Source organism: Belnapia sp. AC561 (assembly GCF_979252845.1).
In genome coordinates, this window is the sequence record NZ_CEEDBP010000003.1 from 22,393 (window position 1) to 48,605 (window position 26,213).

Below are 26,213 nucleotides of genomic sequence, written 5' to 3' on the forward strand. Positions count from 1 at the left end.
GGCATGGAACCCGATTGCCGCCTCTATCTGATCACCCCGCCCGTACTGCCGCCGGGCTTTGCCTGGACCCTCGCGCAGGCGCTGGATGCCGGGGATGTCGCCAGCCTGCAGCTCCGGCTGAAGGATGCCGCGCCGGACGAGGTGCGGCGGGCGATCGAGGAGCTGATGCCCATCGCCCAGGCGCGGGACGTGGCCTTCCTGCTGAACGACGATGCGGCGCTGGCGGTGGAGATGGGCTGCGACGGGGCGCATCTCGGGCAATCCGATGGCGATCACGTCGCGGCCCGCAAGCTGCTGGACGGCCGCATCCTCGGCGTCACCTGCCACGGCAGCCGCCACCTGGCGATGCGGGCGGGCGAGCAGGGCGCCGACTACGTCGCCTTCGGCGCCTTCTTCCCCACCACCACCAAGGACGTCACCGAGGCCGCCGAGCTGGAGGTGCTGGAGTGGTGGTCGGAGGTCTTCGAGGTGCCCTCGGTGGCCATCGGCGGGATCACCGCGGCGAATTGCGCGCCGCTGGTCCAGGCGGGGGCGAATTTCCTGGCGGTGGTGGGCGCGGTCTGGAACCATCCGGACGGGTCGGCGGCGGGAGTCAAGGCGATGAACCGGGCGATCCTGGAGGCGGCCGGCTGATGTTCACGGCGGGGGACTGGATCGCGGCGCCCATCGAGACCGCCGGCGAGACGGTCTTCGCGGTGGGCGACGTGCATGGCTGCACGGATCTGTTCGAGACGATGCTGGCCGGGATCGCCGGGCTGCTGCCGGTGGCGGCGCCGCGGCTGGTCTTCCTCGGCGACATGATCGATCGCGGGCCGGATGGCATCGGCTGCCTGCGGCGCTGGGCCAAGGCCGAGCCGGTGCCGGGGATTGCCCGGGTGGACCGGCTGCTGGGCAACCATGAGCAGATGATGCTGCTGGCGGCGCGCGGGGATGCCGCGGCGCGCGACCTCTGGCTCTCGCTGAACGGCGAGACGATGCTGGGCGAGCTGCAGGCGGCCAGCGGGCAGCTGGGGCAGGTGCCGGATGCGGCGATGCTGCGGTCGGCACTGGGCCAGCGGACGGAGGCGGCGCTGGGCCGGGCGGTCTCGCATGTGGCGATCGGCAACCTGCTGCTGGTGCATGCCGGGCTGGACCCGGCGCAGGACCGGGACGCCTTCCTGGCGCTGCCCTGGGACGACATCGCGCGGCGGCCGAAGCACTGGGCCTGGATCACCGGCGGCTTCCTCGATTGGCACGGCGGCTTCGGCGGCACGGTGGTGGTGCATGGGCATACCCCGCCGGCCAAGCAGAAGCCCTTCACCGGGATGGAGGATCCGCATGTGCTGGCGGAGGGGCGGCTGAACCTCGATGGCGGCAGCGCCGTCACGGGCGTGGTCGCCGGTGCGCAGCTCGAGACGGGGCGGTACAGGGTGCTGCGGGCGACCGCCTAGTGGACGAGATCGGCTTCCATCGCTGCCTGCACCGGCCCGGCACCCTGCTGGACGTCGGCGCGCATGATGGCGGCTTCACCCTGCCGCTGGCCGCCCTCCCCGGCGCCCGCGTGCTGGCCTTCGAGCCGTTGCCGGCGAGCTTCGCCAGGCTACGGGCGGCCGTCGCCGGCCTCGGCAACGTCACCATCCGCGAGGAGGCGCTGGGGGATGCGGTCGGCGAGGCGGTGCTGCGTCTGCCGGTGGTGGATGGCGTGCCGAACGAGCAATGGGCCAGCATGGCCAAGGACTACGCCGGGCATGGGTCGCGCGTCGCCGAGCAGCGCGTCACCGTGCCGCTGCGGCGGCTCGATGAATTCGGCCTCGATGACCTGACGGCGGTGAAGCTGGATGCCGAGGGCGCCGAGTACGAGGTGCTGCGCGGCGGGCGGGAGACGCTGCTGCGCTGCCGCCCGGTGCTCTCGGTCGAGATCGAGGAGCGGCACCGGCCGGGGGCGACCTGGGCGGTGCCGGCCTATCTCGATGCGCTGGGCTACGACGGCTTCTGGGAGCATTGGGACGACTGGCGGCCGATGGCCGGCTTCGACCGGGCGACCATGCAGGTGGCGAGCGCCGATCCGACGGTCTTCGCGGCTTCCGACCCCTATGTCTTCGTTTTCTACTTCCTGCCGCGGGAGAGCCGCGACGGGATGCTGGCGGCGCTCAGAACTGGGGCAGCCACAGCACGTCGCTGATCGACCGCGCGCCGCTGGCCAGCATGGCCAGCCGGTCGAAGCCGAGGGCGATGCCGCTGCCGGCGGGCATGCCGTGTTCCAGCGCGGCGAGGAAATCCTCGTCCACGTCCCAGCCCTCGCCGGGGTGCAGCGCCCGGCGGGCGGCGACGTCGGCTGCGAAGCGGGCGCGCTGCTCGGCGGCATCGGTCAGCTCGTCGAAGGCATTGGCCAGCTCGAGCCCGGCGGCGAAGAGCTCGAAGCGCAGGGCGGCGCGGGGGTCGGCGGGGTCGCGCCGGGCGAGCGCCGCCTGGGGCGCCGGCCAATGGGTGAGGAAGGTGGCGCGGTCGCGGCCGAGGTTGGGCTCCACCCGTTCCAGCAGCAGGCGGAAGAACAGGTCCTCCCAGCCCTCGCCCTCACGCGGGGGGATGCCGATGGCCGCCGCGGCGGCGCCGAGGGCGGCGGCATCCCCTTCGGTGGCCAGGATGTCGAGGCCGTTGCACCAGCGGTGGAAGGCCTCGGCCATGGTCAGCCGCTCGAAGGGCAGCCGCAGGTTGGTGGTGGTATCGAGATGGGTGACATGGCTGGGGCAGACGGCGCGGATGAAGGCCTCCGCCTGGTCCATCAGCCCGGCGAGGCCGAGGCCGGGGGCATACCATTCCAGCATGGTGAATTCGGGGGCGTGGCGCGGGCTGGCCTCGCCGTTGCGCCAGACCCGGGCCAGCTCGAAGACCGGGCCGGCGCCGGCGACCAGCAGGCGCTTCAGTGCCAGTTCCGGCGAGGTGCGGAGCCAGAGGGTGCGCTGCTCGCCGACGCCGAGATGGGGGACGTATTCGCTGCGGAAGGCGTGGAGATGGACCTCCATGCCGGGGACCGGGACCAGGCTCGGGGTCTCCACCTCGGTGAAGCCGCGTTCGGTGAAGAAGGCGCGGGTCGCGGCGGTCAGGGTGGCGCGGCGGCGGAGGAAGGGCAGCCGGTTCGCCAGGGCTTCGGGATGCCAAAGGGGCAGTCGGGTCGGGAGGGAGGCCATTGCAGCCGATCATGCCAGGGATTAGCCCTGGCCGCACCATGGCACCCCGAACGCTCCGCTCCGCCACCGATCTCCTTGCCGCCGGGCTGATCCCCGAGACGGCGCTGGCCGGGGCCGCGCGGGTCGGCGCCCGCTACAGCATCGCGGTGACGCCGGCCGTCGCCGGGCTGATCGACCGGGCGGACCCGGCCGACCCGATCGCCCGGCAATACGTCCCGGATGCGGCGGAGCTGGTGACGGCGGCGCACGAGAACGCCGACCCGACCGCGGATGCGCCCTTCACCCCGCTGCCCGGGGTGGTGCATCGCTACCCCGACCGGGCGCTGCTGAAGCCGCTGCTGGCCTGCCCGGTCTATTGCCGCTTCTGCTTCCGGCGGGAGGCGGTGGGGCCGGATGGCGGGGTGCTGGGCGAGGCCGAGCTGGAGGCGGCGCTCGGCTGGTTCGAGGCGACGCCGGCGGTGCGGGAGGCGATCCTGACCGGCGGCGACCCGCTGATGCTTTCGGCCCGGCGGCTGGGGGAGATCCTGCGGCGGCTGGCGGCGATCCCGCATATCGAGCTGCTGCGGATCCACAGCCGGGTGCCGGTCGCCGCGCCGGGGCTGGTGACGGCGGCCATGGCGGCGGCCCTCGACCTGGGCAAGCCGCTGTACCTGTGTGTCCATGCCAACCATGCGCGGGAATTCTCGGCCGAGGCCATCGCGGCGCTGGGGCGGCTGCAGCGGGCGGGGGTGGTGCTGCTCGGCCAGAGCGTGCTGCTGCGCGGGGTGAACGACAGCGAGGCGGCGCTGGAGGCGCTGTTCCGGGCCATGCTGCGGGCCCGGGTGAAGCCCTACTACCTGCACCAGCTGGATGCGGCGCCGGGGACGGCGCGCTTCGCGGTGCCGGTCGAGGAAGGCCGGGCGCTGCTGCGGGGGCTGCGGCGGCGGGTGACCGGCCTGGCCTGGCCGACCTATGTGCAGGAAACGCCGGGCGGCGGCGGCAAGGTCCCGCTGGGGCCGGTCTTCGAGGCCTGACAGCGGACGGTTGCCACTTGCTTCCTTCGCTATTACACCCGGCCACCCAACGCGCCGGCTCCGCCGGGGCGCCGTCGCTCATTCAACCCCACACGGCAGGTCCCGCCCCATGGCAAAGATGCAAGCCAACCAGATGCGTGCCGGCATGGTCATCGAGTTCGAAGGCCAGCGCTACACCATCCTCAAGCAGAACATCATGATCCCGGGCAAGGGCAACGCGATCATCCAGGTGGACATGCGCAACATCAAGACGGGGTCGAAGAAGGACCAGCGTTGGCGCACCGCGGATGTGGTCGAGCGGTTGATGACCGAGGACAAGGAATTCACCTATTCCTATGCCGAGGGCGACACGCTGATCCTGATGGATCCGGAGACCTATGAGCAGACGTCGGTGCCGAAGGACATCCTCGGCGACCGCCTGCCCTTCCTGGTCGAGAACATGACCGTCAACGTCCGCCTCATCGAGAGCGAGCCGGTGGCGATGACCCTGCCGGAGCAGGTGACGCTCGAGGTGGTCGAGGCCGATCCGGTGGTGAAGGGGCAGACCGCAACCTCCTCCTACAAGCCGGCGATGCTCTCGAACGGCATCAAGACCATGGTGCCCCCCTTCGTCACCACCGGCGAGAAGGTCGTGGTCAAGACCGAGGACGCCTCCTACGTGGAACGGGCCAAGGGCTGATCCACCGCGGCAGATAAGGACAGTATCTTGGCCCCCTCCTCCCCCCGGCTTTCGCCCGCCCTCAATGTCGTCGTCTCGGCGGTGCAGAAGGCCGGCCGGCGCCTGCTGCGCGACTTCGCCGAGGTCGAGCAGCTGCAGGTCTCGGCGAAAGGCCCGGGGGACTTCGTCTCCCAGGCCGATATCCGGGCGGAGGAATCCCTCCGCGCCGATCTCGGCCGGGCGCGGCCGAACTTCGCCTTCCTCATGGAGGAGAGCGGCGTGCATGGGGCCGAGGACTGGGAATGGCGCTGGGTGGTCGACCCGCTCGATGGCACCACCAATTTCCTGCACGGCATCCCGCATTGGGCGATCAGCGTCGGGATCGAGAAGCGGATCAGCGCCGAGAAGTCCGAGATCGTCGCCGGGGTGATCTACAACCCGGCGGCGAACGAGCTGTTCTGGGCCGAGAAGGGCATGGGTGCCTTCCTCAACGACAAGCGGCTGCGGGTCTCCGGCCGGCGCGAGATGAAGGAGGCGCTGTTCGCCACCGGCATCCCCTTCGCCGCGGCGCCGAAGCGGGCCGAGTTCAGCCATACCCTGGCGCGGCTGATGCCGCAGGTGGCGGGGGTGCGGCGCTTCGGCGCAGCGGCGCTCGACCTGGCCTGGGTGGCCGCCGGCCGCTACGACGGCTACTGGGAGCTGAACCTGAACAAGTGGGACATGGCCGCCGGGCTGGTGATGGTGAAGGAGGCCGGTGGCTTCGTGACCGATCCCGAGGGCGGCGATCCCTATGCCCAGGGCAATGTGGTGGCCGGCAATCAGGCGTTGCACGGCAAGCTTCGGGACATCGTCGTCGAGGGGATCGCCGCCGCTGAGGCCGGACGGTCACGCCAGGCGGGCTGATCGCGCAACGGCCCGCGAAACCGGGGCTGCCGCCATGGACGCGGCCCGCCGCGCTGGCCTAGTTTGCCGGGCGTGACCCCTTACGCAAGATTCCTCGGCCTGGTGCTGGGCGCCGCGCTGGTGCCGGCCTCCGCACCCCTGGCCCAGCCGGCGCCCGGTGGCGATCCGGGGGTGCGGACGCGGCCGGCGGCGCTGCAGCCGCGGCAGGTCGCGGCCAGCGGACCCGCGCTGCCGGGGAGCGCTGCCGCCGCCGATGCGGCAACGGAGCCCCTGCCCGCCGCCCCGGCCCTGGCACCACCGAACCCGCCCAGCCTGTCCCCCACTCCTCGCCCGGCGCAGGCGCCGCCCGCGGCCCAGTCCATGCCGCCGCTGGCCCTCCCCCCGGGGATGGAGGCCCTGCCGCAGGGCGGCTTCCGGCTGCGCTTCGCCACCGGGGCGGGGGTGCTGCCGCCGGCCGCCGCCGGAACCCTGGCCGAGCTGGGACGGCGTCTCGCCGCCGGGCCGGACGGGCGGATCGTGCTGACCGGCCAGGCCTCGGGGCCGACGGCGGATGTCTCCGTGGCGCGGCGGCTAAGCCTGGCGCGGAGCCTGGCGGTGAAGCAGGCGCTGGTCGCCGGAGGGCTGGCGCCGACCCGGATCGACCTGCGGCCGATGGGCCGGACCGCCGATGCCGCGGATGCGGTGGATGTGCAGCCGCCCCAGCCGGAGGCGGCGAAATGACGTGCCCGATGATTCGATGGCCCAGGCGATGAGGACAGCTGGATGACCCCGCCGCTCGGCTTTCTCTGGCGCATGGTCGGCTTCCTGGCCGTGGTCTGCGCGGTCGCGGTGCTGCTGGCGACGGAGCTGGCGGGGGCCTTCGGCTCCAACCCGCTGCTCAACGGGCTGATCCTCGGCGTGCTGCTGATCGGCGTGGTCTGGAACCTGCGGCAGGTGCTGACCCTGCGGCCGGAAGTCGCCTGGCTCGAGCATTTCCGCGCGCCGAAGCTTGGCGCCCCGGCCCAGGCGGCGCCGAAGCTGCTGGGGCCGATGGCCAGCATGTTCTCGGCCCGGCGGTCGGACCGGCTCTCGCTCTCGGCCCCGGCGATGCGCAGCGTGCTGGACAGCATCGCCTCCCGGCTCGACGAATCGCGCGAGCTGTCGCGCTACATGACGGGGCTGCTGATCTTCCTCGGCCTGCTCGGCACCTTCTGGGGGCTGCTGCTGACCATCGGCTCCGTGTCGGAGGTGATCGGCGGCATGTCGGTCGGCTCGGGCGACCTGAACCAGCTGTTCAACCAGCTGAAGACCGGCCTCGCCCAGCCGCTGAAGGGCATGGGGACGGCCTTCAGCTCCTCCATGCTGGGGCTCGCCGGGGCGCTGGTGCTGGGCTTCCTCGACCTGACGGCGGGGCAGGCGCAGAACCGCTTTTACAACGAGCTGGAGGAATGGCTGGCCGGGCTGACCCGGCTCTCCTCCGGCGTGCTGGGCGACAATCCCGGCGAGGGCGGCAATGTCCCGGCCTATGTCCAGGCGCTGCTGGAGCAGACGGCGGAGAACCTCGAAGGCCTGCAGCGCATCCTGGTGCGGGGCGAGGAAGGCCGGGCGCAGACCGGCCAGGCCATGCTGACCCTGACCGAGCGGCTCTCGGCGCTCACCGACCAGATGCGGGCGAGCCAGACGCTGATGCTGCGCGTCGCCGAGCAGCAGGCGCAGCTCGGCCCGGTGCTGGCGCGGCTGGCGGAGGTGCAGGCTTCGCCGGCGATCGACGAGACGGTGCGCAGCCATCTGCGCAATGCGGAGATCTACCTCGGCCGGCTGGTGGACGAGGTGGCGCAGGGCCGGGTCCAGAGCACGGCGGAGATCCGCAGCGAGATCAAGCTGGTGGCGCGCACCATTGCCGCCCTGGCCGAGGAATCGCCGCGATGACGGCGCTGCGCTAGGCGATGGCCCTGTCCAACAACCGCCGGCGGCAGCGCGGCGGCGGCGGGCTGGATGCCTGGCCCGGCTATGTGGATGCGCTCTCCACCCTGCTGATGGTCATCATCTTCGTGCTGATGGTCTTCGTGCTGGCGCAGGGCTTCCTGAGCGTCGCGCTTTCGTCGCGCGACCGGGCGCTGGACCGGCTGAACCAGCAGGTGGCCGAGCTGGCCGAGCTGCTGGCGCTGGAGCGCGGCCAGGCCGGGGAGCTGCGCAGCGCCCTGGCCCGGACGGCCGAGGAGCTGCGGGCGGCCGCCACGGCGCGGGATTCCCTCTTCGCCCAGTTGCGGGAGATGCGCGACGAGCGGGACCGGCTCTCGGGTGAGCGCGACGCGGTGCGCGGCGAGCGGGACCGGCTGACCGCCCGGCTGACCGACCTGGAGCTGACCAGCCGCGGCGGGCCGGAGCGGATCGCGGCGCTGGAGGCGCAGCTGGCCGAGGCGCTGGGCCGGGCCGAGGCGGCCGGCGGCGATGCGGCGCAGACGGTGCGCCGGCTGACCGAGACCGGCCGCAGCCTGACCGCCGAACGCACGGCCCGGCAGCAACTCGAGGCGCGGACCGCCGAGCTGGACCGGCAATTGGGCGAATCCCGCGGCGCGGTGGAGACGGCGCGGCGGGAGCTGGCCGGGCTGACCCGGCAATTGCAGGAAGCCCAGGCGCAGCTGGCCGAGACCCAGCGGCAGCTCGCCGCGATGCGGACGGAGATGGCGGCGCTCGACCAGCAGGTGAAGGCGGATCGCGCCACCATCGAGGCGCGGCTGGCCGATGTGACCCGGCTGTCCGAGCAGATCCGGGCGCTGTCGGCCATGCGCGACCAGATGGAGCGCCAGGCGCAGGAGGCGGCGCGGCGTGCCGGCGAGGAGGCGCAGCGGCGCACCACGGCCGAGGCGGCGGCCGGCAGCGAGGCGGAACGGCGGATCGCCGCCGAACGGGCGGTGGCGACCGAGACGGAGCGCCGCCGGGCCGCCGAGACCATCGCCGGGGAGGAAGCGCAGCGGCGCCAGGCGCTGGAGCGCGCCGCCGCCGAGCAGGCCCGCGTGGCGACGGAGCAGACCCGGCTGGCCGAGAGCGCCCGCGCCCAGGTGGCGCTGCTGGGCCGCCAGTTGGAGGATCTGCGGGCGCAGCTCGCGCGGATCGCCGCGGCGCTTGATGCCGCCGAGACCTCCGGCCGCGACAAGGATGCGCAGATCAGCGCGCTCGGCACCCGGCTGAATGCGGCCCTCGCCGCCCGCGTGGAGGAGCTGCAGCGCTACCGCAGCGACTTCTTCGGCCGGCTGCGGGACGTGCTGGGCGACCGGGCGGATGTGCGGATCGTCGGCGACCGCTTCGTCTTCCAGTCCGAGGTGCTCTTCCCGCCGGCCAGCGCCGATCTCTCGGAGCGCGGGCAGCAGCAGATCCGGGAGATCGCCCGGGTGCTGCAGGACATCGGCCGGCGGATCCCGGCGGATGTGAACTGGCTGCTGCGGGTGGATGGGCATGCCGACCGGTTGCCGATCCGCAGCGCCCGCTTCGCCACGAACTGGGAGCTGTCCGCCGCCCGGGCCATCGCCGTGGCGCAGCTGCTGATGGCCGAAGGGTTGCCGCCGAACCGGGTGGCGGCCACGGCCTTCGGCGACAACCAGCCGCTGGACACCGGCGACACGCCGGAGGCGCTGGCACGCAACCGGCGGATCGAGCTGCGACTGACCGACCGCTGACGCGTGGTCGCCCGAGGTGGGGCCGCCGAAAGGCGTGAATCACCCGACACAGTAATCCGGGTGATGACGGGGCGCTGCCATCAGCGCCCCGTCATGGCCTAGGCCACGGGCATGGTGGCGACCGGGTCCAGCTTGTAGCCGCCGCCCTCGGTCAGCAGCAGGCGGGTATTGGAGGGATCGGGCTCGATCTTCTGCCGCAGCCGGTAGATATGCGTCTCCAGCGTATGGGTGGTGACGGCGCTGTTGTAGCCCCAGACCTCGTTCAGCAGGATCTGCCGCGGCACCGGCTTGCCGCCGGCGCGGTAGAGGAATTTCAGGATCGCGCTTTCCTTGTCGGTCAGCCGCACCTTGCGGTTGCGCACCGGCTCCAGCAGCAGCTTGGCGCTGGGGCGGAACATGTAGGGCCCGATGGTGAAGACGGCGTCTTCCGAATTGTCGAAGACGCGGAGCTGGGCGCGGACCCGGGCGAGCACCTCCGGCACGCGGAAGGGCTTGGCGATATAGTCGTTCGCCCCGGCGTCCAGGCCGCGCACGATATCGGATTCGGCGCCATGGCCGGTCAGCATGATGATGGGCATGCGGCGGCCCTCGCGCCGCAGCTTGGCGCAGAAGTCGCGGCCATCGGCATCGGGCAGGCCGATGTCGAGCAGGATCGCGTCGTAGCGCGCATCGGCCGCAGCCAGCTTCGCCTCCGCCTCGCGCGCCGTCCCCGCCTCATCGGCGGAGAAGTCGCCGTCCAGGGCCAAGTGCTCCACCAGGGTTGAGCGCAGCGCGTCATCGTCATCGACGATCAGGATCGGGCGGGGCGTCGCCATTGGACCTCCGGGGCAGATGAGAAACGAATCCGAGCGGGACGCTACAGTACCCGAACGGCAACGATTGAAACCATCGCGCGAGAAAACGCACCACACGGGGGCGTCAAGCACGGTACAACTTATTGCGACCCAGAGCCGACCTCATGAGAAGCAGGGCGGGAACTACGCACCGAGTTGTGGCAGATCTTTGAATACGGGATGGCAGGCTTGCCTTGAGGCCGCGTCGGGACCTCACGTTCAGGTCATGCCCGGGGTCGGGGCTTGAGGCAAGCCGACAATGTGACGGGGTGGCGTGACTATCCCTGGTTGAGGCTCCCGAGGGATATCGGTGCGCCATCGGTCACAGGATCCGGCCCTCGAAGGGGGGCTGCAGGTCCGGTGCCTCGAACTCCACAACCCACAAGTCCGGGTCGCGTTTCACTTGCCGTGCGACATAAGCGTCAGCGGCGGCATCGTCCACCGGGGTGGCGCCGCTGCCGCGCATCCAGGCGGACTGGCCCCCCGCATCTCGCACCTGGCTGAGCACCACCAGGCCGTCGCGGCCGCGCAGGATGCAGAGGATGCCGCCCGAATCGGGGTCACCCTTGCGGATGACCGCGCCGCTCCGCCCGGCGATATCCGCCAGCCGCAGCGCCATCGAGACCCAGATGCTGGCCTTCACGCGAGGTTCCATGGGCGGCATAGGGACCAAGATGCACCGATCCGGCAAGCCCCCGCTTGCCGAGTGGCGGCCGGTCCGCCACATCTGGCGCCAGTGAGGCCTGCCGTGGGGCCGGCGCGGGGATTGGGTTCATGGATCTGCGGAAGATGACCGAAGGCCAGCGCGCCTACGAGGCGAAGCGGGCGGCCAAGGCGGGGCTCAGCCTGGAGAAGTGGCTGGCGCTGAAGGCCAAGGAAGCCGAGGCGGAGCGGGCCGAGGCGGCCAAGGCGGCCGAGGTCGCGGCCCCGGCGAAAAAGCCGGGCTTCTTCGGCCGGCTGCTGGAACGGGCGCAGAAGCCGCTGTAGCCGCCGCCGGGCAGGCCAGCCGGTTCAGACCATCCGCAGCAGGGTGCCGTCGCGGCGGATGGCCTGGTGGAAGATCACCCCGCCGATATGCAGCACCAGCAGGGTGACGATGGCCCAGCCGCCGATCGTATGCGCGGTGCTGACCACCCCGGCCAGGCCCTCGTTCGTCTCCATGAATTTCGGCAGGTCGATGAGGCCGAGGTAGGCGGTCTCTCCGCGCAGGGGAAAGCCCCAGGCATTGGTGGCGACGAAGCCGAGGATCGGCTGCAGGATGAGCAGCGCATAGAGCGTATGGTGGACCGCGGCGGCGGTCCTTTGCAGCGGCAGCGGGATGCTGTCCGGCAGCGGTGGCGGCGGGTTCAGCAGCCGCCAGGCCAGCCGCGCCAGGGCGACGGCGAGGATCGTCAGCCCGGCCGATTCATGCACCATGTAGAAGGGCATCTTCGCCTCGTCCTTGATGTGCTCGATGACGAAGCCGAAGGGGATGGCGATGCCGAGGAGCACCACGGTGATCCAGTGGAACCACTTGGCCAGGCTGTTGTAGGAGCCCATCGCATTCCCCTTCCCAATATGCCCCGGCATCCTGGCACAGGCGGGGCGGCGCATGGATGAGCTGATTGCGGCCCATGCCGACTGGAGCCTCGATCCACGCAAGCGCTGGATCACCGTGGCGCGGCGGCATGCGGGCGGATGGCGGGCGGCGGCGCCGCGGCCGGTGGGCGATCTGGGCGCGCTGCTCGCCGGGCTGCTGGCGCCGGGGCGGCCGGTGGCGCTCGGCCTCGACCTGCCGCTGGGGCTGCCGCGCGCCTATGCGGCGGGCCGGGCGGAAGCCGGCTTCCCGGATTTCCTGCGTGGGCTGGCGGCCTCCCCCGGCTTCTTCGAGGTGAGCGCGGGGCTGGAGACGGTGGGCCCGGCGCGGCCCTTCTACCCGGCCCGCGGGGTGCGGGGGATGACCCGCGCCGCCCATGCCGCGGCGCTCGGCTTCGCCGGGCCCGAGGGGCTGTCCCGCTGGTGCGACCGGGCGACGGCGGAGCGGCCGGCCGGGGCGCCGCTGTTCTGGACGCTCGGGGCCAACCAGTCCGGCAAGGCGGCGATCAGCGCCTGGCGGGACTGGCTGGTACCGGCGCTGGGGGCCGGCATGCCGATCCGGCTCTGGCCCTTCGAGGGCGGGTTGCGGGCGCTGCTGGCGCCGGGCGTGGCGGTGCTGGCGGAGGTCTATCCGGCCGAGGCGCTGCGCCATTGCGGCATGAAGCTGCCCGGCAGCAAGCGGGTGCAGGCGGCGCGGCGGGCGGTGGCACCCGGGCTGCTGGCGGCGATGGCGGCCCGGCGGGTGGTGCCGGATGCGGCGCTGGCGGCGGCCGTGGCGGATGGCTTCGGCACCGATGCGGCCGGGGAGGACCGCTTCGATTCCGTGGTCGGGCTGCTCGGTCTGATCGGCGTGCTGGAGGGGCTGCGGCCGGATTTCGTGCCGGAGGATCCCTGGATCCGGCGCTGGGAGGGCTGGGTGCTGGGCCAGACCGCCCTGCCCACGACCGCCCTGCCCACCACCGCCCTCCCCCGGCCCCCGCCCGCTACGCCATGAAGTCGATGGTGGTGTTCATGGCCTGCGCCGCCGGCACCCGCAGCAGGCCGGGCATCGGGGCCAGCAGGGTGACGCCATTGGCCGAGAGCGCCGCGGCCGTCGCCGCCAGGCTGGCGACCTTCAGCCCGAGCACCGCCATGTGGTCGCCGCGCCCGGCGGCCTCCGGTGCCGCGGCGCCGAGCTCGGCGGCGACGGCGGCATGCGGGGCGGCCTCGACCACCGCCTCCCCGGCCTGCAGGATGACGCGGCCATCGGTGCCGGTGGTGACTGCCGCCTCGCCGAACATCCGGCGGAAGAGCGACGCCTGGCGCTCCGGGTCGCGGACGCTCAGCAGGATGCGGGCGACGCCGGTCGCGCCATTGGCATGCGACTGCCATTCGGGACGCCAGACGTGCTCCGGCGTCAGGTGCTCGCACCAGTAGACCCGGCCGTCGAAGGCCGCCGCGCGGTCGAGCCGGACCACCTTGAACTTCGCATCGGCCATGCTGCCGTCGGGCAGGTCGGCGGGGCGGAAGAAGCTGAGAGCCGGCTGGGCGGGGACGCCGCGGGCTTGCTGGTCGGTGCTCAGCGCCTCGGACTCGTGGCCGAGGAAGACCAGGCCGTTGAGCCCGACCGGGAAGGGTGCGAGGTCCGGCCGCAGGGCGCCGCCGGGGACATCGGTGCCGAGCAGCTCCAGATAGTCCCGTCCGAAGATGGCCAGGTGATTGGCGGAGCCGAGGCTGTGCTTGCCCATGGGCGTGAGCTGGAAGCCGAGCTTGCGGAAGACGGCGGCGCCCTCGGCGATGCGGTCGCGGACATCGACGACGATGTGGTCGATCAGGCAGTCCATCCTATGCCTCCTTGCGGTACAGGCCGGCGGCCTCGGCGGCCTGGGCGGCGAGCGCCACGACCAGGGCCAGGGTCGGCGCCGGGACGCCCTGCTCGCGGGCAAGGCGCAGCGGCACCTGGAAGAGCGCATCCACCTCCATCGGCCGGCCGGCCTCGAGATCCTGCAGGATGGAGGGCTTGTGCGGGATATCGACCGAGAGGTTGATCCGGTCCTCCGCCGCGCCGGCGACCGGGCGGCCCATGGCGGCGGCGATGGCGAGGCCCTCGCGCACCACCTGCACCGCGGCCTCCCGGATGGTGGCATCGCGGAAGGTGTCGCGCATGTTGCGGCGCGTCAGGGTGCAGATCGGGCCGTTGGAGAGGTTGTTCAGCAGCTTGCCCCAGACATCGGTGCGTATGTCCTCCGAGACCGAGCAGGCGATGCCGCCGAGCTTGAAGGCCTTCGCCAAGGCGAGGGCGCGGTCGGAGCGGCTGCCGTCGGGCTCGCCCAGGATCAGCTTGCTGGTCTTGCTGGTGACCTCGACGATGCCGGGCTCGGGCACCGAGCAGGCGGAATAGATGACGCCGCCGATGGCCCGCGCCGGGCCGATGGCATTCCAGACCACGTCGCCGGGATCGACCTCCGGCACCCGCGCGGCATCCTGCGGCCCGCCATGGCTGGCGAAGTACCACCAGGGGATGCCGTTGGTGACGAAGGCGACGGGCGTTTCCGGGCCGAGCAGCGGACCGATGGCGCGGGCGACGGCGGGCAGCGCCGGCACCTTGGTGCAGACCACCACGGCATCCTGCGGGCCGAGCTCCGCCGGGTGCTCGGCGGCCTGGGGCCGGCAGTGGATGTCGCCCTCGCCGGTGCGGACCGTCAGGCCGCGGGCGCGGATGGCGGCGAGCTGGGCGCCGCGGGCGATGACCGAGACCTCGGCGCCGCCCTTGGCGAGCCGGCCGGCGAGGTGGCCGCCGATGGCGCCGGGGCCGTAGATGCAGATCTTCATGCCGCGGTCTCCGCAGGCGGGGTGTAGAGGCCGGCGGCGATGGCGCTGCGGGTGGCGAGTGCCACCATCAGCGACAGCATGGGCGTGGCGACGCCGGCATCCCGGGCGAGGCGCAGCGGGGCCTGGAACATGGCCTCGATCTCCATCGAGCGGCCGGCCTCGAGGTCCTGCAGGATGGAGGGCTTGTGCCGCAGCTTGGCGGAGCGGGCGACGCGGGCGGCGGGCGCATCGCCGGGGATGGTGATGCCCTCGGCGGCGGCGATGGCGAGGATCTCGCCGGCCATGCGCACCGCGGTCTCCCGCACCGCCTCGCTGGTGTAGATGTCCTGCATGCAGGACCGGGCGAGGATGCAGAGCGGGCCGGTCATGAGGTTGCCGAGCAGCTTCTGCCAGACCGCCTGGCGGATATCCGGCACCACCGGGGACGGCAGGCCGCCGGCGGCGATGGCGGCGGCGAGCGCCTCGGCCCGCGGGGTGATGCGCCCATCCACTTCGCCGAGGATGACGCGGGCATCGCCGGTCTCGACCATCACCACGCCGGGCTCGGTGACGGTGGTCGCCGAGTAGACCACGCCGCCGATGGTGCGGCGGATGCCGATGGCCTGGCGCAGGGCGCCGCCGGGGTCGAGGGAATCGAGATGCTGGCCGTCGCGTGCCGTCGCGTCGTTGTACCACCAGGGGATGCCGTTCATGACGAAGGCGACCGGCGTCTCCGGACCCAGCAGCGGGGCGATGCCGGCGGCGACGGAGGGCAGCGCCGGCGCCTTGGTGGTGACGATGACGAAATCCTGCGGGCCGAGCTCGGCGGGGTCGGCGCTGGCCCTGGGGCGCGAATGGAGCACGCCGTCGCGGGCATGCACGGTCAGGCCATTGGCCTGGATGGCGGCGAGATGCGGGCCGCGGGCAACGATCGACACCTCGGCGCCGCCCTTGGCGAGACGGGCGGCGATATGGCCGCCGATGGCGCCGGCGCCATAGACACAGATCCTCATGGGGTGGCCGCCTTCAGGTGGGAGAGCATTTCGGCGCCGGCCTCGACGAGGCGGGCGGTGATGCGGGCGCCGTGCTCGGCATTGCCGGGGCGGCTATCGGCGCAGGCGACGCCGCCGGGGGCAACCTCCTCGACTTCCATCGGCACCGAGAGGCTGACGCCGGCGACGCGGACGGTGCCGAAATCGGCGACGGGCAGGCCGAGGACCGGGCCGACCGGCTGCTTCGCGCGGGCGCGGTCGGGGTGGCAGAGATCGGGGCGGAGATGCAGCGCGACGGACCAGACCGGGTCGCCGCCATGGCCGAAGCTTTCGGGCGCGCCGCCGAGTTCGGCATGCAGCGCGCCGGCGACGCGCCAGAGATGCATCGCCGGGATCAGCACGTCGTGCCTGCGGCGCAGCATCCGCGCGGCGGCATCGACCGGGCCGATGGAGCCGGCATGGCCGTTGATGATGAGGATGCGGCCTGCGCCGGTGCGCAGCAGGTTGCTGCAGACTTCCTCGATGACGGCCTGCAGCAAGGCCGGGGTGAGGACCACGCCGCCGGGGGTGAAGCCGAAGTAGTCCTCGCCGCCGAAGGGGATGGCCGGCAGCACCAACGCATCGACGCTGGCGGCGGCGGCGATGCGATCGGCGATGGCCTCGGCGAGCAGGAAATCACCCATCGGCGCCTGGGGCCCATGGGTTTCCAGGCTGCCCATCGGCAGGATGACGCAGGCCCCCGCCGCCAGCCGTGCTGCAACCTCGGGCGCGGTCAGCTCGGCAATGCGATGGGTCACGCCAGCATATCCAATGCAATCCGGCTGAGCGCCTGCACGCCGAGGCCGATGCAGCGCTCGTCCGGCTGGTAGTGGTCGTTGTGCAGGTGGTCGCGCCGCCCCGGTGCGCCGCTGCCGATCCGCAGCTGGAAGGCCGGGACGCGCTCGGCGAACTCGGCGAAATCCTCGGCGCCCATGCTGGGGCGGCCGGACTCGACCACCTCGCCCAGCTGGGCGCGGACGGCGGCGATGGCGGGGTCGAGCACGCTGTCGGCATTGATCAGCGGCGGCACGCCGCGGCGATAGGTGAGTGTGCATGTAACGCGATGCATCGCCTCGAGCCCGGCGACGAGGCGCTTCAGCGCGGCCTCCGCGGTATCGCGGGCGCTGTGGTGCAGGGTGCGGACGGTGCCGCGCAGCTCGACGGTCTCGGGGATGATGTTCGGCGCGCTGCCGCCGTGCAGCATGCCGATGGTGACGACGGCGGGCATCAGCGGATCGATCTCCCGGCTGACGACCGTCTGCGCCTGGCCGATAAAGGCGCCGGCGGCGACGATGGGATCGATCGCATCCTCCGGGTGGGCGGCATGGCCGGACTTGCCGCGGATGAGGAGGTCGAAGCGGTCGGCGGCGGCGAGCGTCGAGCCGCGGCAATAGCCGAAGCGGCCGACCGGCATGTCCGGCTGGTTGTGGAAGCCGAGCGCCATGTCGACGCCGTCCAGCACGCCGTCGGCGACCATGGCGGCGGCGCCGCCGAGCGATTCCTCGGCCGGCTGGAAGACCAGCACGACGCGGCCGGCGAGCTGCGGCGCGAGGTCGCGCAACACTTCCGCGACGCCGAGCAGGGTGGTCGTGTGGATGTCATGGCCGCAGGCGTGCATCTTGCCGTCCACGGTGCTGGCGAAGTCGAGGCCGGTCGCCTCGTGGATGGGCAATGCGTCCATGTCGGCGCGGATCGCCAGCGTCGGGCCGGGGCGGCCGCCCTCGATGACGCCGACGACGCCGGTGCGGCCGATGCCGGTGCGGTGGGTGATGCCCATGCGGGCCAGCTCGGCGGCGACGATGCCGGCGGTGCGGACTTCCTCGAAGGCGAGTTCGGGATGCGCGTGGATGTCGCGCCGGATCTCGACCAGCCGCGGCTGCAATGCCGTCGCGGCCTCACGGATATGGGTTTCCGGATCGTTGTGACGGCGGTCGGCGGTGCTCGGCGGCATCGGCTATCCTGTTGGGATCGGGGGGGATCGGGAAAGGCGGGATCGTCGGGATGGAGGATCGCGGCAAACCCGTCGTACTGGCAAGCATCGCGCCCGGTTTTTTGCGGCAGCGCAGCAAGGGACGCGGCGGCTTGCCCCGCATCCATGGTGCGTGTCATACGCAACGCCACCCATTGGGGGGAGGAAAATGTCCGGTCTGCTGCCGCGCCGAGCCCTGCTCGCCGGTGGCGCTGCATTGGCGGCGCTGCCCGCCGCAGCACGGGCACAATCGACCGCAACATCCCCGAACTGGCCGACCCAGCCGATCCGCCTCATCGTGCCTTTCGCACCGGGCGGCACGACGGATCTCGTCGCGCGGATCCTCACCCAAGGGCTGACCGCCCGGCTCGGCCAGCCCGTCATCATCGAGAACCGGCCCGGCGCGGGTGCGACGCTCGGCAGCGCCATGGTGGCGCAGGCGGCGCCCGACGGGCTGACCCTGCTGATGTCGAACATCGCCAGCCAGGGCGTGGCGCCCTCGCTCTACCGCAACCTGCGCTACGATGCGGTGCGCGACTTCACCCATGTGGCGCTGGTGGTGCAGAACCCGGTGGTCTTCGTGGCCAATCCGCGCTTCGCCCCGCAGACCCTGGCGGAGGTGGTGCGCTATGCGCGGGAGACGCCGCGCGGGCTCGACATCGCCTCCTCCGGCTCCGGCTCGACCAATCATCTCCTGATCGTGCAGTTCGGCCAGATCACGGGCGCGCGCGTCAATCATGTGCCGTATCGCGGCGCCGGGCCGGCGATGACGGATGTAATCGCCGATGTCGTGCCGATGATGTCGGACAGCCTGCCCTCCGCCGCCGGGCACCTGCGGTCCGGCTCGGTGCGCGGCGTCGCCATGGCAACGGCCGAGCGGCATCCCGCCTTCCCCGAGATCGCGACCTTCCGCGAACAGGGCTTCGATGCCGTCAGCAATTCCTGGTTCGGCATCTCCGGTCCGGCCGGCCTGCCGGCCGCGGTGGTGGATCGGCTGAGCCGCGATATCGGCGCGGTGCTGGCCGATCCCTCGGTCCGCGCCCGCTTCGCCGAGATCGGCGCGACGGTGGGCGACATGTCGCCCACGGGCTATACGGATTTCATCGCCGCGGAGGTGGTGAAGTGGAAGCCGATCGTGCTGGCTTCCGGTGCACAAGTGGATTGATACTGCGGATCACGGCCTTGGCAGGTTGCGGATCGGCGGGACTAGCCGTAACCCGGCCTGCGGCGCAGGTAGGGCGCGGATTGGATGCTAGGAAAGTGGGGGCGCCCCGGCTTGACCGGGAGCGCGCCGTAGGGTTGTCGTTGCGAGAGGCCGGGGTACCAACCTCGGTGAGCTGGGAGCCGGGAAAGGTCGCCGCATGAAAATCAACGCCAAGGATGTCGCCTCAGGCGCATTGCTCATCCTGATCGCCGCCATCGGATTGTGACTGAACCAGGACCACAACCTCGGCAGCGCCCGGCGGATGGGTCCGGGCTACATGCCGATGCTGGTGTTCTATGCCCAGCTCGGCCTCGGTATCATCGTGCTGGCCATGGCCTTCTTCAACGGGCCCGACCCGATGGAGAAGTGGACCAAGGCCGATGTGTCGATGCTGCCGGTCTCGATCATCGCCGGCACCCTCGCCTGGTACATCGCCCCGGTCTTCGGCAGCTTCTTCGAGAGCACCTACAATGCGCTCGGCCTCGGCATGCTCGTCGGCTTCCTGGTGATCTGCTACTCGAAGGGCTGGCGCCTCGTCGGCTTCATCTGCGCGGCGATGTGCATCTTCTCCCTGCTGCTGGAGAAGGGCGGGCTGATGCTGGCCCTGGTGGCGACCATCGGCATCTCCGCCCTGGCGGAGCCCGAACACCGCGCCCGGCCGCTCGGCGTCCTGGGGCTGACGATCTTCCTGCTGGCGATGTGCTGGTGGATCTTCATCAAGCAGCTCGACATCCGCGTGGCCGTCTGGCCGCTGCAGTACTGACCAGACGCCGGGATAGGGAATCGCAACGGCCATGGATATCATAGGCAATCTGGCGCACGGCTTCGCCGTCGCGCTCAGCTTCCAGAACCTCATTTTCGCGCTGATCGGCGCCTTGATCGGGACCGCCATCGGCGTGCTGCCGGGCATCGGCCCGGTCGCCACCATCTCGCTGCTGCTGCCGATCACCTTCGGCCAGCCGGCCACCACCGCCATCATCATGCTCGCCGGCATCTATTACGGCGCGCAGTACGGCGGCTCCACGACGGCCATCCTGCTGAACCTGCCGGGCGAGATCAGCTCGGTGGTGACGACGCTGGAGGGCTACAAGATGGCCCGCAACGGCCGCGCCGGCGCCGCCCTGGCCACCTCGGCGCTCGGCTCCTTCTTCGCCGGCACCGTCGCCACCATCGTGGTCGCGGGCTCCGGGCCGCTGCTCACCTCGGTCGCGCTCTCCTTCGGTCCCGCCGACTACTTCTCGCTGATGCTGCTCGGCCTCATCATCTCCGCCGTGCTCGCGCAGGGCTCGGTGGTGAAGTCGATCGGCATGGTGATCTTCGGCGTCGGCCTCGGCCTCGTCGGCACCGACGTGCAGACCGGCCAGCAGCGCTTCACCTTCGGCATCCCGGAGCTGTCCGACGGCATCGGCTTCGTGGCGCTCGCCATGGGCATGTTCGGCATCGCCGAGATCATCCTGAACCTCGAGCGGCCGGAGATGCGCAGCGTCCTCAAGACCGAGGTCGGCAGCCTCTGGCTGACCAAGGAGGAATGGAAGCGGGCGACGCCTTCGGTGCTGCGCGGCACCGTGGTCGGCTCGCTCCTCGGCATCCTGCCGGGCGGTGGCGCGGCGCTCGCCTCTTTCGGCTCCTACATGATGGAGCGGAAGGTCTCTAAGGGCCGCCACCTGTTCGGCCAGGGCGCGATCGAGGGCGTGGCCGGGCCCGAGGCGGCCAACAACGCCGCGGCGCAGACCAGCTTCATCCCGCTGCTGACGCTCGGCATCCCGGCCAACGCCGTCATGGCGCTGATGGTCGGCGCGCTGATCATCCAGGGCATCCAGCCCGGGCCCCGCATGGTGGAAGCCCAGCCGGACCTGTTCTGGGGCCTGATCGCCTCCATGTGGATCGGCAATGTCATGCTGCTGGTCATCAACCTGCCGATGATCGGCATGTGGGTGAAGCTGCTGCAGGTCCCCTACAAGTTCCTCTATCCCGCCATCCTGGTCTTCTGCTGCATCGGCTCCTACTCCATCAACAACAACGTCTTCGACGTGTACATGACCGTGCTCTTCGCGGTGTTCGGCTACATGTGCAACAAGATGAAGCTGGAGCCGGCGCCGATGCTGATCGGCTTCGTGCTCGGCCCGATGATGGAGGAGCACCTGCGGCGGGCCATGCTGCTCTCGCGCGGCGACGTGATGGTCTTCGTCCAGCGCCCGATCAGCGCGACCATGCTGGCCATCGGCTTCATCGCCCTCGCCGCGATGCTGCTGCCGAACCTGCGCAAGGGGAAGGAAGCCGCGCTCAGCGGCTGAGCCACCCGCCCCTGCCCCCAGACGGAACCACCAGACGAAGCCGCCCCGGGAAACCGGGGCGGCTTTTCTTTTGGCCGGGCGCGTCCCAGGCTGCGGCCGGCAGCAGGGGGATTCCGGACATGGACATGCAATTGGCCGGCAAGGTCGCGCTCGTCACCGGGGCTTCGGCCGGGCTGGGGCGGACCATCGCGGCGATGCTGGCGGCGGAAGGCTGCCGGCTGGCGATCCTCGCCCGGCGGCGGCCGCTGCTGGAAAGCCTGGCGGCCGAGCTGCCGGCGGGCGCCGAGCCGCTGATCATCGTCGAGGATATCACCGATCCGGCGGCGGCGGCGCGAATCCGGGACGCGGTGCTGGGCCGCTTCGGGCGCTGCGACATCCTGGTCAACAATGCGGGGGGCAGCCGGCCGCAGCCGGCCGGGTCCCTGGGCGAGGATGCAGTCTGGGAGGAGGCGATGAACCTCAACTTCCACGCCGCCCGGCGGATCACCCATGCGCTGGTCCCGGCGATGCAGGCGGCGGGCTATGGCCGCATCATCAACCTGACCGGACAGGACGAGCCGCATAACGTGAACCCGGCCAATGCGCCGAATGGCGCCACCCATATCTGGGCCAAGGCGCTGTCCCGGCAGGTCGGCCGCGACGGCATCACGGTGAATTCCATCCCGCCGGGGCGCATCCATTCCGAGCAGATCGACCTCCGGGTCATGCCGACCGAGGAAAGCCGCCGGGCCTGGGCGGAGAAGGAAGTCCCGGCGGGCTATATCGGCGAGCCGGAGGATCTCGCGGTGCTGGCCGTGCTTCTGGCCTCGCCGCGGGCGCGCTACATCACCGGCCAGGTCATCCATGTGGATGGCGGGACCCGCCGCTTCAGCCATTGAGGGAAAAGCCCATGTTCATTGCGATGAACCGCTTCCGGGTCATGCCCGGCGCCGAGGAGGAATTCGAGCAGCTCTGGAAATCCCGCGATTCGCAACTCCATACGGTGCCGGGCTTCGTCGAGTTCCAGCTGCTGCGGGGCCCGGCGAAGGAGGACCACACCCTCTATGCCTCCCATACCATCTGGGCGGACAAGGCAGCCTTCGAGGGCTGGACCCGGTCCGAGGCCTTCCGCCAGGCGCACCGGAATGCCGGCGGGAGCCGGCCGCTCTACCTCGGGCATCCGGAATTCGAGGGGTTCGAGCCGATCCAGACCCTGGGGCCCAGGCATAACGCCGGCTAGCGGATTGCGCTGGCGCAAGGCGGCCTGACGCATCCGGGCCTAGGACGGCAGGGTCCGGATGGGAGGTGGCCGTCATGCTGGTGCGGGTGGTTTTGGTGGCGGCAGGCGCGATCGCCGCCCTGCTGGTCAGCCGGGATGCGCCGATCTTCCTGGTCGTCGCCGGCCTGCTCGGGGTGGCGATCATCGCCGCCATCGTGGTCGGCATGGCGCTGCTGCAGCGGCGCTGAACGGGCCTGCCGCTACACGGCGAGTTTTCTTGCGGCGGCCCGGGCCGCTGCGGCTTTTTTCCCCCACCGGCCGCCGGACAGCCGGGCTTTCGGGGATATCGCGCCTTGGCTTCTGCCCAGACCGCTGTCGTGCCGACACCCAAGGCTCGGGTGCTGGCCTTCTACCTGCCGCAGTTCCATCCCATCCCGGAGAACGATGCCTGGTGGGAGCCCGGCTTCACCGAATGGACCAATGTCGCCAAGGCGAAGCCGCTGTTCCCCGGGCATGAGCAGCCGAAGCTGCCGGCCGACCTCGGCTTCTATGACCTGCGGGTGCCGGAGGTGCGGCAGCAACAGGCCGCCCTGGCCCGTGCGGCGGGGATCGAGGGCTTCTGCTACTGGCACTACTGGTTCGGCCATGGCCGCCGCATCCTGGAACGGCCCTTCGCCGAGGTGATGGCCTCCGGCCAGCCGGATTTCCCCTTCTGCCTCGCCTGGGCCAACCAGTCCTGGACCGGGATCTGGCACGGCAATCCGAAATCCGTGCTGATGGAGCAGGCCTATCCGGGGCCGGAGGACGAGAAGGCGCATTTCGACTGGTGCCTGCCGGCCTTCCGCGACCCGCGGCATGTGCGGGTGGAGGGCAGGCCGCTCTTCGCCGTCTTCGCGCCGCATGACCTGCCGGATGCGGCGGGCTTCATCCGGCACTGGCGGCAGCTGGCGGAGCAGGCGGGGCTGCCGGGCCTCTATTTCGTGGCGATCAGCAACCGCTACGCGCCGGGGATCGACCCCTATCGCAACCCGCTGCTGGCACCCTTCGATGCGGTGACGCAGCTCGCCCCGCAGGATTTCATCGACAGCCTACCGGCGGGCAAGCTGGACCGCGCCAGGCGGGTGCTGCGGCCGGAGGCGATCGGCTATTTCGTCCGCAAGCTGGTGCAGCGGCGGCGCGGCCAGCCGCGGCGCTTCGACTTCCGCGAGGTGGTGGCCCAGGCCTTCGCCGGCATGCCGGAGGAGCGGCGCTTCCTGCCCTGCGTGCTCTCGGGCTGGGACAATACGCCGCGCTCCGGCCCGCGCGGCGTGGTCTATGAGGGCAGCACGCCGGCGAGGGTCGGGCTGCTGCTGCGCAAGGCGGTGCGGCGGGTGGCGGCGCATCCGCCGGCGGAGCGGATCGTCTTCCTCAAGGCCTGGAACGAATGGGCCGAGGGCAATTACCTGGAGCCCGATGCCCGCTGGGGCCATGGCTTCCTCGATGCCATCCGGGCCGAGCTGCTGGACTAGGCGCGGGACTTGGCGACCCGCACCCGGCGGGCGAGACTTCCGGCGCCAGCGCCGGAGTGCCGCCATGCCGATGATCCTCGCCGCCAATGCCAATGCCCAGGGCAGCCATGTCGGCGAATGGCGGCATCCGGATGCCTGGGACCGGCCGGCGAGCAACCTGGCCAATGCGGTGCGGCTGGCGCGGATCGCCGAGGCGGGGAAATTCGACCTGCTGTTCCTGGCCGACGGCAACGGGGTGCGGAACCTCGACAAGCCGGACCTCTTCGCGGCGACCAGCCCCTCCGACCGGCCGGCGGTGTTCGAGCCGGTGACCCTGCTTTCCGCGCTGGCGATGGTGACGGAGCGGATCGGCCTCGTCGCCACCACGACCACGACCTATGACGAGCCCTATGCGGTGGCGCGGCGCTTCGCCTCGCTCGACCACATCAGCGGCGGCCGCGCGGGGTGGAATCTCGTCACCACCTCCAATCCCGGCGATGCGCTGAACTTCAGCCATGAGGCGCATGTGCCGCGCGACGACCGCTATGCGCGGGCCGGCGAGTTCGCCGAGGTGGTCAAGGGACTCTGGGATTCCTGGGCCGACGATGCCTTCCCGCAGGACAAGGCGACGGGGCAATTCCTCGACCCCGCCAAGGTGCATGCGCTGGGTCATCGCGGGACGCATTTCCAGGTCGCCGGACCGCTGAATGCGCCGCGGCCGGTGCAGGGGCATCCGGTGATCTTCTCGGCGGGGCAATCGGAGACGGGCAAGGAGCTCTCGGCGGCGACGGCCGATTGCGTCTTCGCCATCGAGGGCACGATCGGCCGGGCGCAGCAGCTCTATGCCGACCTCAAGGGAAGGCTGCCGAAATACGGCCGCGCGCCGGAGAGCCTGAAGGTGCTGAGCGGCGTGACCATCTTCACCGGGGAGACGGCGGCCGAGGCGGAGGCGCTGTTCCAGCAGCTGGAGGATCTGGTCTCGCCGGCCGTCGGGCTCGACTACCTCTCGAAGATGGTCGGCACGCCGATGGCGCGCTTCCCGCTGGACGGGCCGATGCCGGACCTGGAGCAGGAGCATGTCGGCCCGACCGGGATCGGCCGCGCGATCGTCGCCATGGCCCGGGCCGAGGGGCTGACGGTGCGGCAGACCTACAAGCGCATCCTGCCGCAGATGGCGGGCAATCTCTTCAAGGGCGATGCCATGCAGGTCGCCGACGTAATGGAGGAATGGTACCGCGGCCAGGCCTGCGACGGCTTCATGATCGCCGCGCCGGTGGTGCCCACGGGTCTCGAGCGCTTCATCCGGCTGGTGGTCCCGGAATTGCAGAGGCGAGGCCTCTTCCGGCGCGAGTATGAGGGGACGACCTTGCGAGAGAATCTGGGATTGGCACGGCCGGCGAACTGCTTCTTCGCCACGGGTGCGGCCTGATGCGGCTTCCGCGGCGGGCGCTGCTGGGGGCTCTGGCCACCCCTGCCCTACCCGCCTTGGCGCAATCCTGGCCCACGCGGCCGCTGCGGGTGGTGGTGCCCTTCGCGCCGGGCGGGGCGACCGACCTGATCGCCCGGCTGATCGCCGACAACCTGGCCAAGCCGCTGGGCCAGCCGGTGGCGGTGGAGAACCGGGCCGGGGCCTTCGGCATCCTCGGCGCCGATGCGGTCGCGAAGGCGGCGCCGGATGGCTACACCCTGCTGGCCGGCAGCCCGGGGCCGATGGCGGTCAATCCCCTCGTCTACAAGACCCTGCCCTATGATCCGGCGCGGGACCTCGTCGGGGTCTCGATGGTGGCGACGATCCCCTATGTGATGGTGGTGCCGGCCTCGCTCGGCGTGCGCAGCGTGGCGGAGTTCCTGGCGCTGGCGCGGGCGAAGCCGGGGCAGGTGAATTTCGCCACCTCCGGCATGGCCTCCCGCCTGACGGTCGAGATGTTCCGCGCGCTGGCCGGCGGGCTGGAGCTCGAGATGGTGCAGTACCGCGGCGGCGCCCCGGCGCGGACCGACCTGCTCGCCGGGCGCATCCAGCTGGTGATCGAGCAGGCGCCTTCCTTCCTCGAGGATTTCAGGGCGGGGACGCTGGTGCCGCTGGCGGTGGGCGGGGCGCAGCGCTTCTCCCTGCTGCCGGAGGTGCCGACCCTGCAGGAGGCCGGGATCGCCGGCTACGAGGCCGCCGCCTGGCTGGGCTATGCCACCCCGGCGGGCACGCCGCCCGAGATCCGCACCCGGCTGGCGCGGGAGATCGATGGGCTGCTGACGCTGCCCGAGGTGCGGGACCGGCTGGCCGCCTGGGGCGCCGAGCCGGTGGGCGGCCCGCCCGAAACCATGGACCGCATGCTGGCGGCCGAGCGGGCCCGCTGGAGCGCGGTGGTGCGGCAGGCGGGGATCGAGCGGGAATGACCGCCCGCCCCGCCCCAGGGCCTCAGCTGGGGCCTCTGCTGGGG

Annotated in this window: 29 protein-coding genes; 20 read left to right on the forward strand and 9 right to left on the reverse strand. The window is 71.6% G+C overall.

Annotated features, from left to right (window positions below; genetic code table 11):
• The first annotated feature begins 3 nt into the window (after positions 1-3).
• Genes thiE through AC0IW9_RS03210 form a run of 3 tightly spaced genes read left to right on the forward strand, consistent with a single transcriptional unit; the run spans position 4 to position 2,161 of the window.
• The gene (gene thiE / locus AC0IW9_RS03200) at positions 4-633 is read left to right on the forward strand and encodes a thiamine phosphate synthase (RefSeq protein ID WP_471646753.1); all 630 of its coding nucleotides are present in this window, start codon (positions 4-6) and stop codon (positions 631-633) included.
• Complete coding sequence (locus AC0IW9_RS03205; RefSeq protein WP_471646754.1) at positions 633-1,430, forward strand: metallophosphoesterase; 798 nt, start codon at positions 633-635, stop codon at positions 1,428-1,430. Before thiE ends, AC0IW9_RS03205 begins: the two co-directional genes overlap by 1 nt.
• The gene (locus AC0IW9_RS03210; RefSeq protein WP_471646755.1) at positions 1,430-2,161 is read left to right on the forward strand and encodes an FkbM family methyltransferase; all 732 of its coding nucleotides are present in this window, start codon (positions 1,430-1,432) and stop codon (positions 2,159-2,161) included. The genes AC0IW9_RS03205 and AC0IW9_RS03210 overlap by 1 nt, the downstream gene beginning before the upstream one ends.
• Here AC0IW9_RS03210 and epmA read toward each other — a convergent pair.
• Entirely contained in the window at positions 2,130-3,167 is a 1,038-nt protein-coding gene (epmA, locus tag AC0IW9_RS03215; protein WP_471646756.1) for an EF-P lysine aminoacylase EpmA, read from the reverse strand. The two genes, AC0IW9_RS03210 and epmA, sit on opposite strands and share 32 nt — an antisense overlap.
• An 11-nt stretch (positions 3,168-3,178) precedes the next feature.
• Between epmA and AC0IW9_RS03220 the strand changes: the two genes are divergently transcribed.
• From AC0IW9_RS03220 to AC0IW9_RS03245, 6 genes are all read left to right on the forward strand, one after another.
• Positions 3,179-4,180: a lysine-2,3-aminomutase-like protein gene (locus AC0IW9_RS03220; protein WP_471646757.1), complete on the forward strand. Its 1,002-nt coding sequence runs from the start codon at positions 3,179-3,181 to the stop codon at positions 4,178-4,180.
• Between the two features lie 109 nt (positions 4,181-4,289).
• Entirely contained in the window at positions 4,290-4,859 is a 570-nt protein-coding gene (efp, locus tag AC0IW9_RS03225) for an elongation factor P (protein WP_471646758.1), read from the forward strand.
• Between the two features lie 27 nt (positions 4,860-4,886).
• Positions 4,887-5,741 carry an inositol monophosphatase family protein gene (locus AC0IW9_RS03230; protein WP_471646759.1) on the forward strand — a complete coding sequence of 285 codons (855 nt, stop codon included), beginning with the start codon at positions 4,887-4,889 and terminating at the stop codon, positions 5,739-5,741.
• A 72-nt stretch (positions 5,742-5,813) separates the two neighbouring features.
• Positions 5,814-6,461, forward strand: a complete 648-nt coding sequence (locus tag AC0IW9_RS03235; RefSeq protein WP_471646760.1) for an OmpA family protein — start codon at positions 5,814-5,816, stop codon at positions 6,459-6,461.
• 42 nt (positions 6,462-6,503) lie between these two features.
• Positions 6,504-7,649: a flagellar motor protein MotA gene (locus AC0IW9_RS03240; RefSeq protein ID WP_471646761.1), complete on the forward strand. Its 1,146-nt coding sequence runs from the start codon at positions 6,504-6,506 to the stop codon at positions 7,647-7,649.
• A gap of 17 nt (positions 7,650-7,666) precedes the next feature.
• A complete protein-coding gene (locus AC0IW9_RS03245; RefSeq protein ID WP_471646762.1) occupies positions 7,667-9,397 on the forward strand; it encodes a peptidoglycan -binding protein in 1,731 nt (576 codons plus the stop codon).
• A gap of 98 nt (positions 9,398-9,495) precedes the next feature.
• Here the strand turns inward: AC0IW9_RS03245 and AC0IW9_RS03250 are convergent, their stop codons facing one another.
• Complete coding sequence (locus AC0IW9_RS03250; protein WP_471646763.1) at positions 9,496-10,212, reverse strand: response regulator transcription factor; 717 nt, start codon at positions 10,210-10,212, stop codon at positions 9,496-9,498.
• 340 nt (positions 10,213-10,552) lie between these two features.
• Positions 10,553-10,885 (reverse strand): DUF1491 family protein, encoded by a 333-nt coding sequence (locus AC0IW9_RS03255; RefSeq protein WP_471646764.1) that lies wholly within the window; start codon positions 10,883-10,885, stop codon positions 10,553-10,555.
• Between the two features lie 119 nt (positions 10,886-11,004).
• Here AC0IW9_RS03255 and AC0IW9_RS03260 point away from each other — a divergent pair, with 119 nt between their 5' ends.
• Positions 11,005-11,217 carry a hypothetical protein gene (locus AC0IW9_RS03260; protein WP_471646765.1) on the forward strand — a complete coding sequence of 71 codons (213 nt, stop codon included), beginning with the start codon at positions 11,005-11,007 and terminating at the stop codon, positions 11,215-11,217.
• Between the two features lie 24 nt (positions 11,218-11,241).
• Here the strand turns inward: AC0IW9_RS03260 and AC0IW9_RS03265 are convergent, their stop codons facing one another.
• Complete coding sequence (locus AC0IW9_RS03265) at positions 11,242-11,769, reverse strand: cytochrome b (protein ID WP_471646766.1); 528 nt, start codon at positions 11,767-11,769, stop codon at positions 11,242-11,244.
• 52 nt (positions 11,770-11,821) lie between these two features.
• On the opposite strand from AC0IW9_RS03265, the gene AC0IW9_RS03270 reads away from it, so the two are divergent.
• The gene (locus AC0IW9_RS03270; RefSeq protein ID WP_471646767.1) at positions 11,822-12,799 is read left to right on the forward strand and encodes a hypothetical protein; all 978 of its coding nucleotides are present in this window, start codon (positions 11,822-11,824) and stop codon (positions 12,797-12,799) included.
• On the opposite strand, the gene AC0IW9_RS03275 is transcribed toward AC0IW9_RS03270, so the two are convergent.
• Genes AC0IW9_RS03275 through AC0IW9_RS03295 form a run of 5 tightly spaced genes read right to left on the reverse strand, consistent with a single transcriptional unit; the run spans position 12,789 to position 17,577 of the window.
• Positions 12,789-13,628, reverse strand: coding sequence for a VOC family protein (locus tag AC0IW9_RS03275; RefSeq protein WP_471646768.1), 840 nt, complete (start codon positions 13,626-13,628; stop codon positions 12,789-12,791). The two genes, AC0IW9_RS03270 and AC0IW9_RS03275, sit on opposite strands and share 11 nt — an antisense overlap.
• A gap of 1 nt (position 13,629) precedes the next feature.
• The gene (locus AC0IW9_RS03280) at positions 13,630-14,616 is read right to left on the reverse strand and encodes a ketopantoate reductase family protein (RefSeq protein WP_471646769.1); all 987 of its coding nucleotides are present in this window, start codon (positions 14,614-14,616) and stop codon (positions 13,630-13,632) included.
• The gene (locus AC0IW9_RS03285; RefSeq protein WP_471646770.1) at positions 14,613-15,608 is read right to left on the reverse strand and encodes a ketopantoate reductase family protein; all 996 of its coding nucleotides are present in this window, start codon (positions 15,606-15,608) and stop codon (positions 14,613-14,615) included. The genes AC0IW9_RS03280 and AC0IW9_RS03285 overlap by 4 nt, the downstream gene beginning before the upstream one ends.
• Positions 15,605-16,384 (reverse strand): creatininase family protein, encoded by a 780-nt coding sequence (locus tag AC0IW9_RS03290; RefSeq protein WP_471646771.1) that lies wholly within the window; start codon positions 16,382-16,384, stop codon positions 15,605-15,607. The genes AC0IW9_RS03285 and AC0IW9_RS03290 overlap by 4 nt, the downstream gene beginning before the upstream one ends.
• Positions 16,381-17,577, reverse strand: a complete 1,197-nt coding sequence (locus AC0IW9_RS03295; RefSeq protein ID WP_471646772.1) for a M20 metallopeptidase family protein — start codon at positions 17,575-17,577, stop codon at positions 16,381-16,383. The genes AC0IW9_RS03290 and AC0IW9_RS03295 overlap by 4 nt, the downstream gene beginning before the upstream one ends.
• 187 nt (positions 17,578-17,764) lie before the next feature.
• Here AC0IW9_RS03295 and AC0IW9_RS03300 point away from each other — a divergent pair, with 187 nt between their 5' ends.
• The 9 genes from AC0IW9_RS03300 (at position 17,765) to AC0IW9_RS03340 (ending at position 26,169) form a co-directional block, all read left to right on the forward strand.
• Positions 17,765-18,760 (forward strand): Bug family tripartite tricarboxylate transporter substrate binding protein, encoded by a 996-nt coding sequence (locus AC0IW9_RS03300; protein WP_471646773.1) that lies wholly within the window; start codon positions 17,765-17,767, stop codon positions 18,758-18,760.
• Positions 18,761-19,076: 316 nt separating this feature from the next.
• Positions 19,077-19,562 (forward strand): hypothetical protein, encoded by a 486-nt coding sequence (locus tag AC0IW9_RS03305; protein WP_471646774.1) that lies wholly within the window; start codon positions 19,077-19,079, stop codon positions 19,560-19,562.
• A gap of 31 nt (positions 19,563-19,593) precedes the next feature.
• Positions 19,594-21,093 (forward strand): tripartite tricarboxylate transporter permease, encoded by a 1,500-nt coding sequence (locus AC0IW9_RS03310; RefSeq protein WP_471646775.1) that lies wholly within the window; start codon positions 19,594-19,596, stop codon positions 21,091-21,093.
• A 119-nt stretch (positions 21,094-21,212) separates the two neighbouring features.
• A complete protein-coding gene (locus AC0IW9_RS03315; RefSeq protein WP_471646776.1) occupies positions 21,213-21,971 on the forward strand; it encodes an SDR family NAD(P)-dependent oxidoreductase in 759 nt (252 codons plus the stop codon).
• Between the two features lie 11 nt (positions 21,972-21,982).
• Positions 21,983-22,312, forward strand: a complete 330-nt coding sequence (gene hmuQ, locus AC0IW9_RS03320; protein WP_471646777.1) for a heme-degrading protein HmuQ — start codon at positions 21,983-21,985, stop codon at positions 22,310-22,312.
• Between the two features lie 65 nt (positions 22,313-22,377).
• Positions 22,378-22,539, forward strand: coding sequence for a hypothetical protein (locus AC0IW9_RS03325; RefSeq protein WP_471646778.1), 162 nt, complete (start codon positions 22,378-22,380; stop codon positions 22,537-22,539).
• Positions 22,540-22,644: 105 nt separating this feature from the next.
• A complete protein-coding gene (locus AC0IW9_RS03330; protein WP_471646779.1) occupies positions 22,645-23,799 on the forward strand; it encodes a glycosyltransferase WbsX family protein in 1,155 nt (384 codons plus the stop codon).
• Positions 23,800-23,863: 64 nt separating this feature from the next.
• A complete protein-coding gene (locus tag AC0IW9_RS03335; RefSeq protein ID WP_471646780.1) occupies positions 23,864-25,207 on the forward strand; it encodes an LLM class flavin-dependent oxidoreductase in 1,344 nt (447 codons plus the stop codon).
• Positions 25,207-26,169, forward strand: coding sequence for a Bug family tripartite tricarboxylate transporter substrate binding protein (locus tag AC0IW9_RS03340; RefSeq protein WP_471646781.1), 963 nt, complete (start codon positions 25,207-25,209; stop codon positions 26,167-26,169). The genes AC0IW9_RS03335 and AC0IW9_RS03340 overlap by 1 nt, the downstream gene beginning before the upstream one ends.
• The last annotated feature ends 44 nt before the right edge of the window (positions 26,170-26,213 follow it).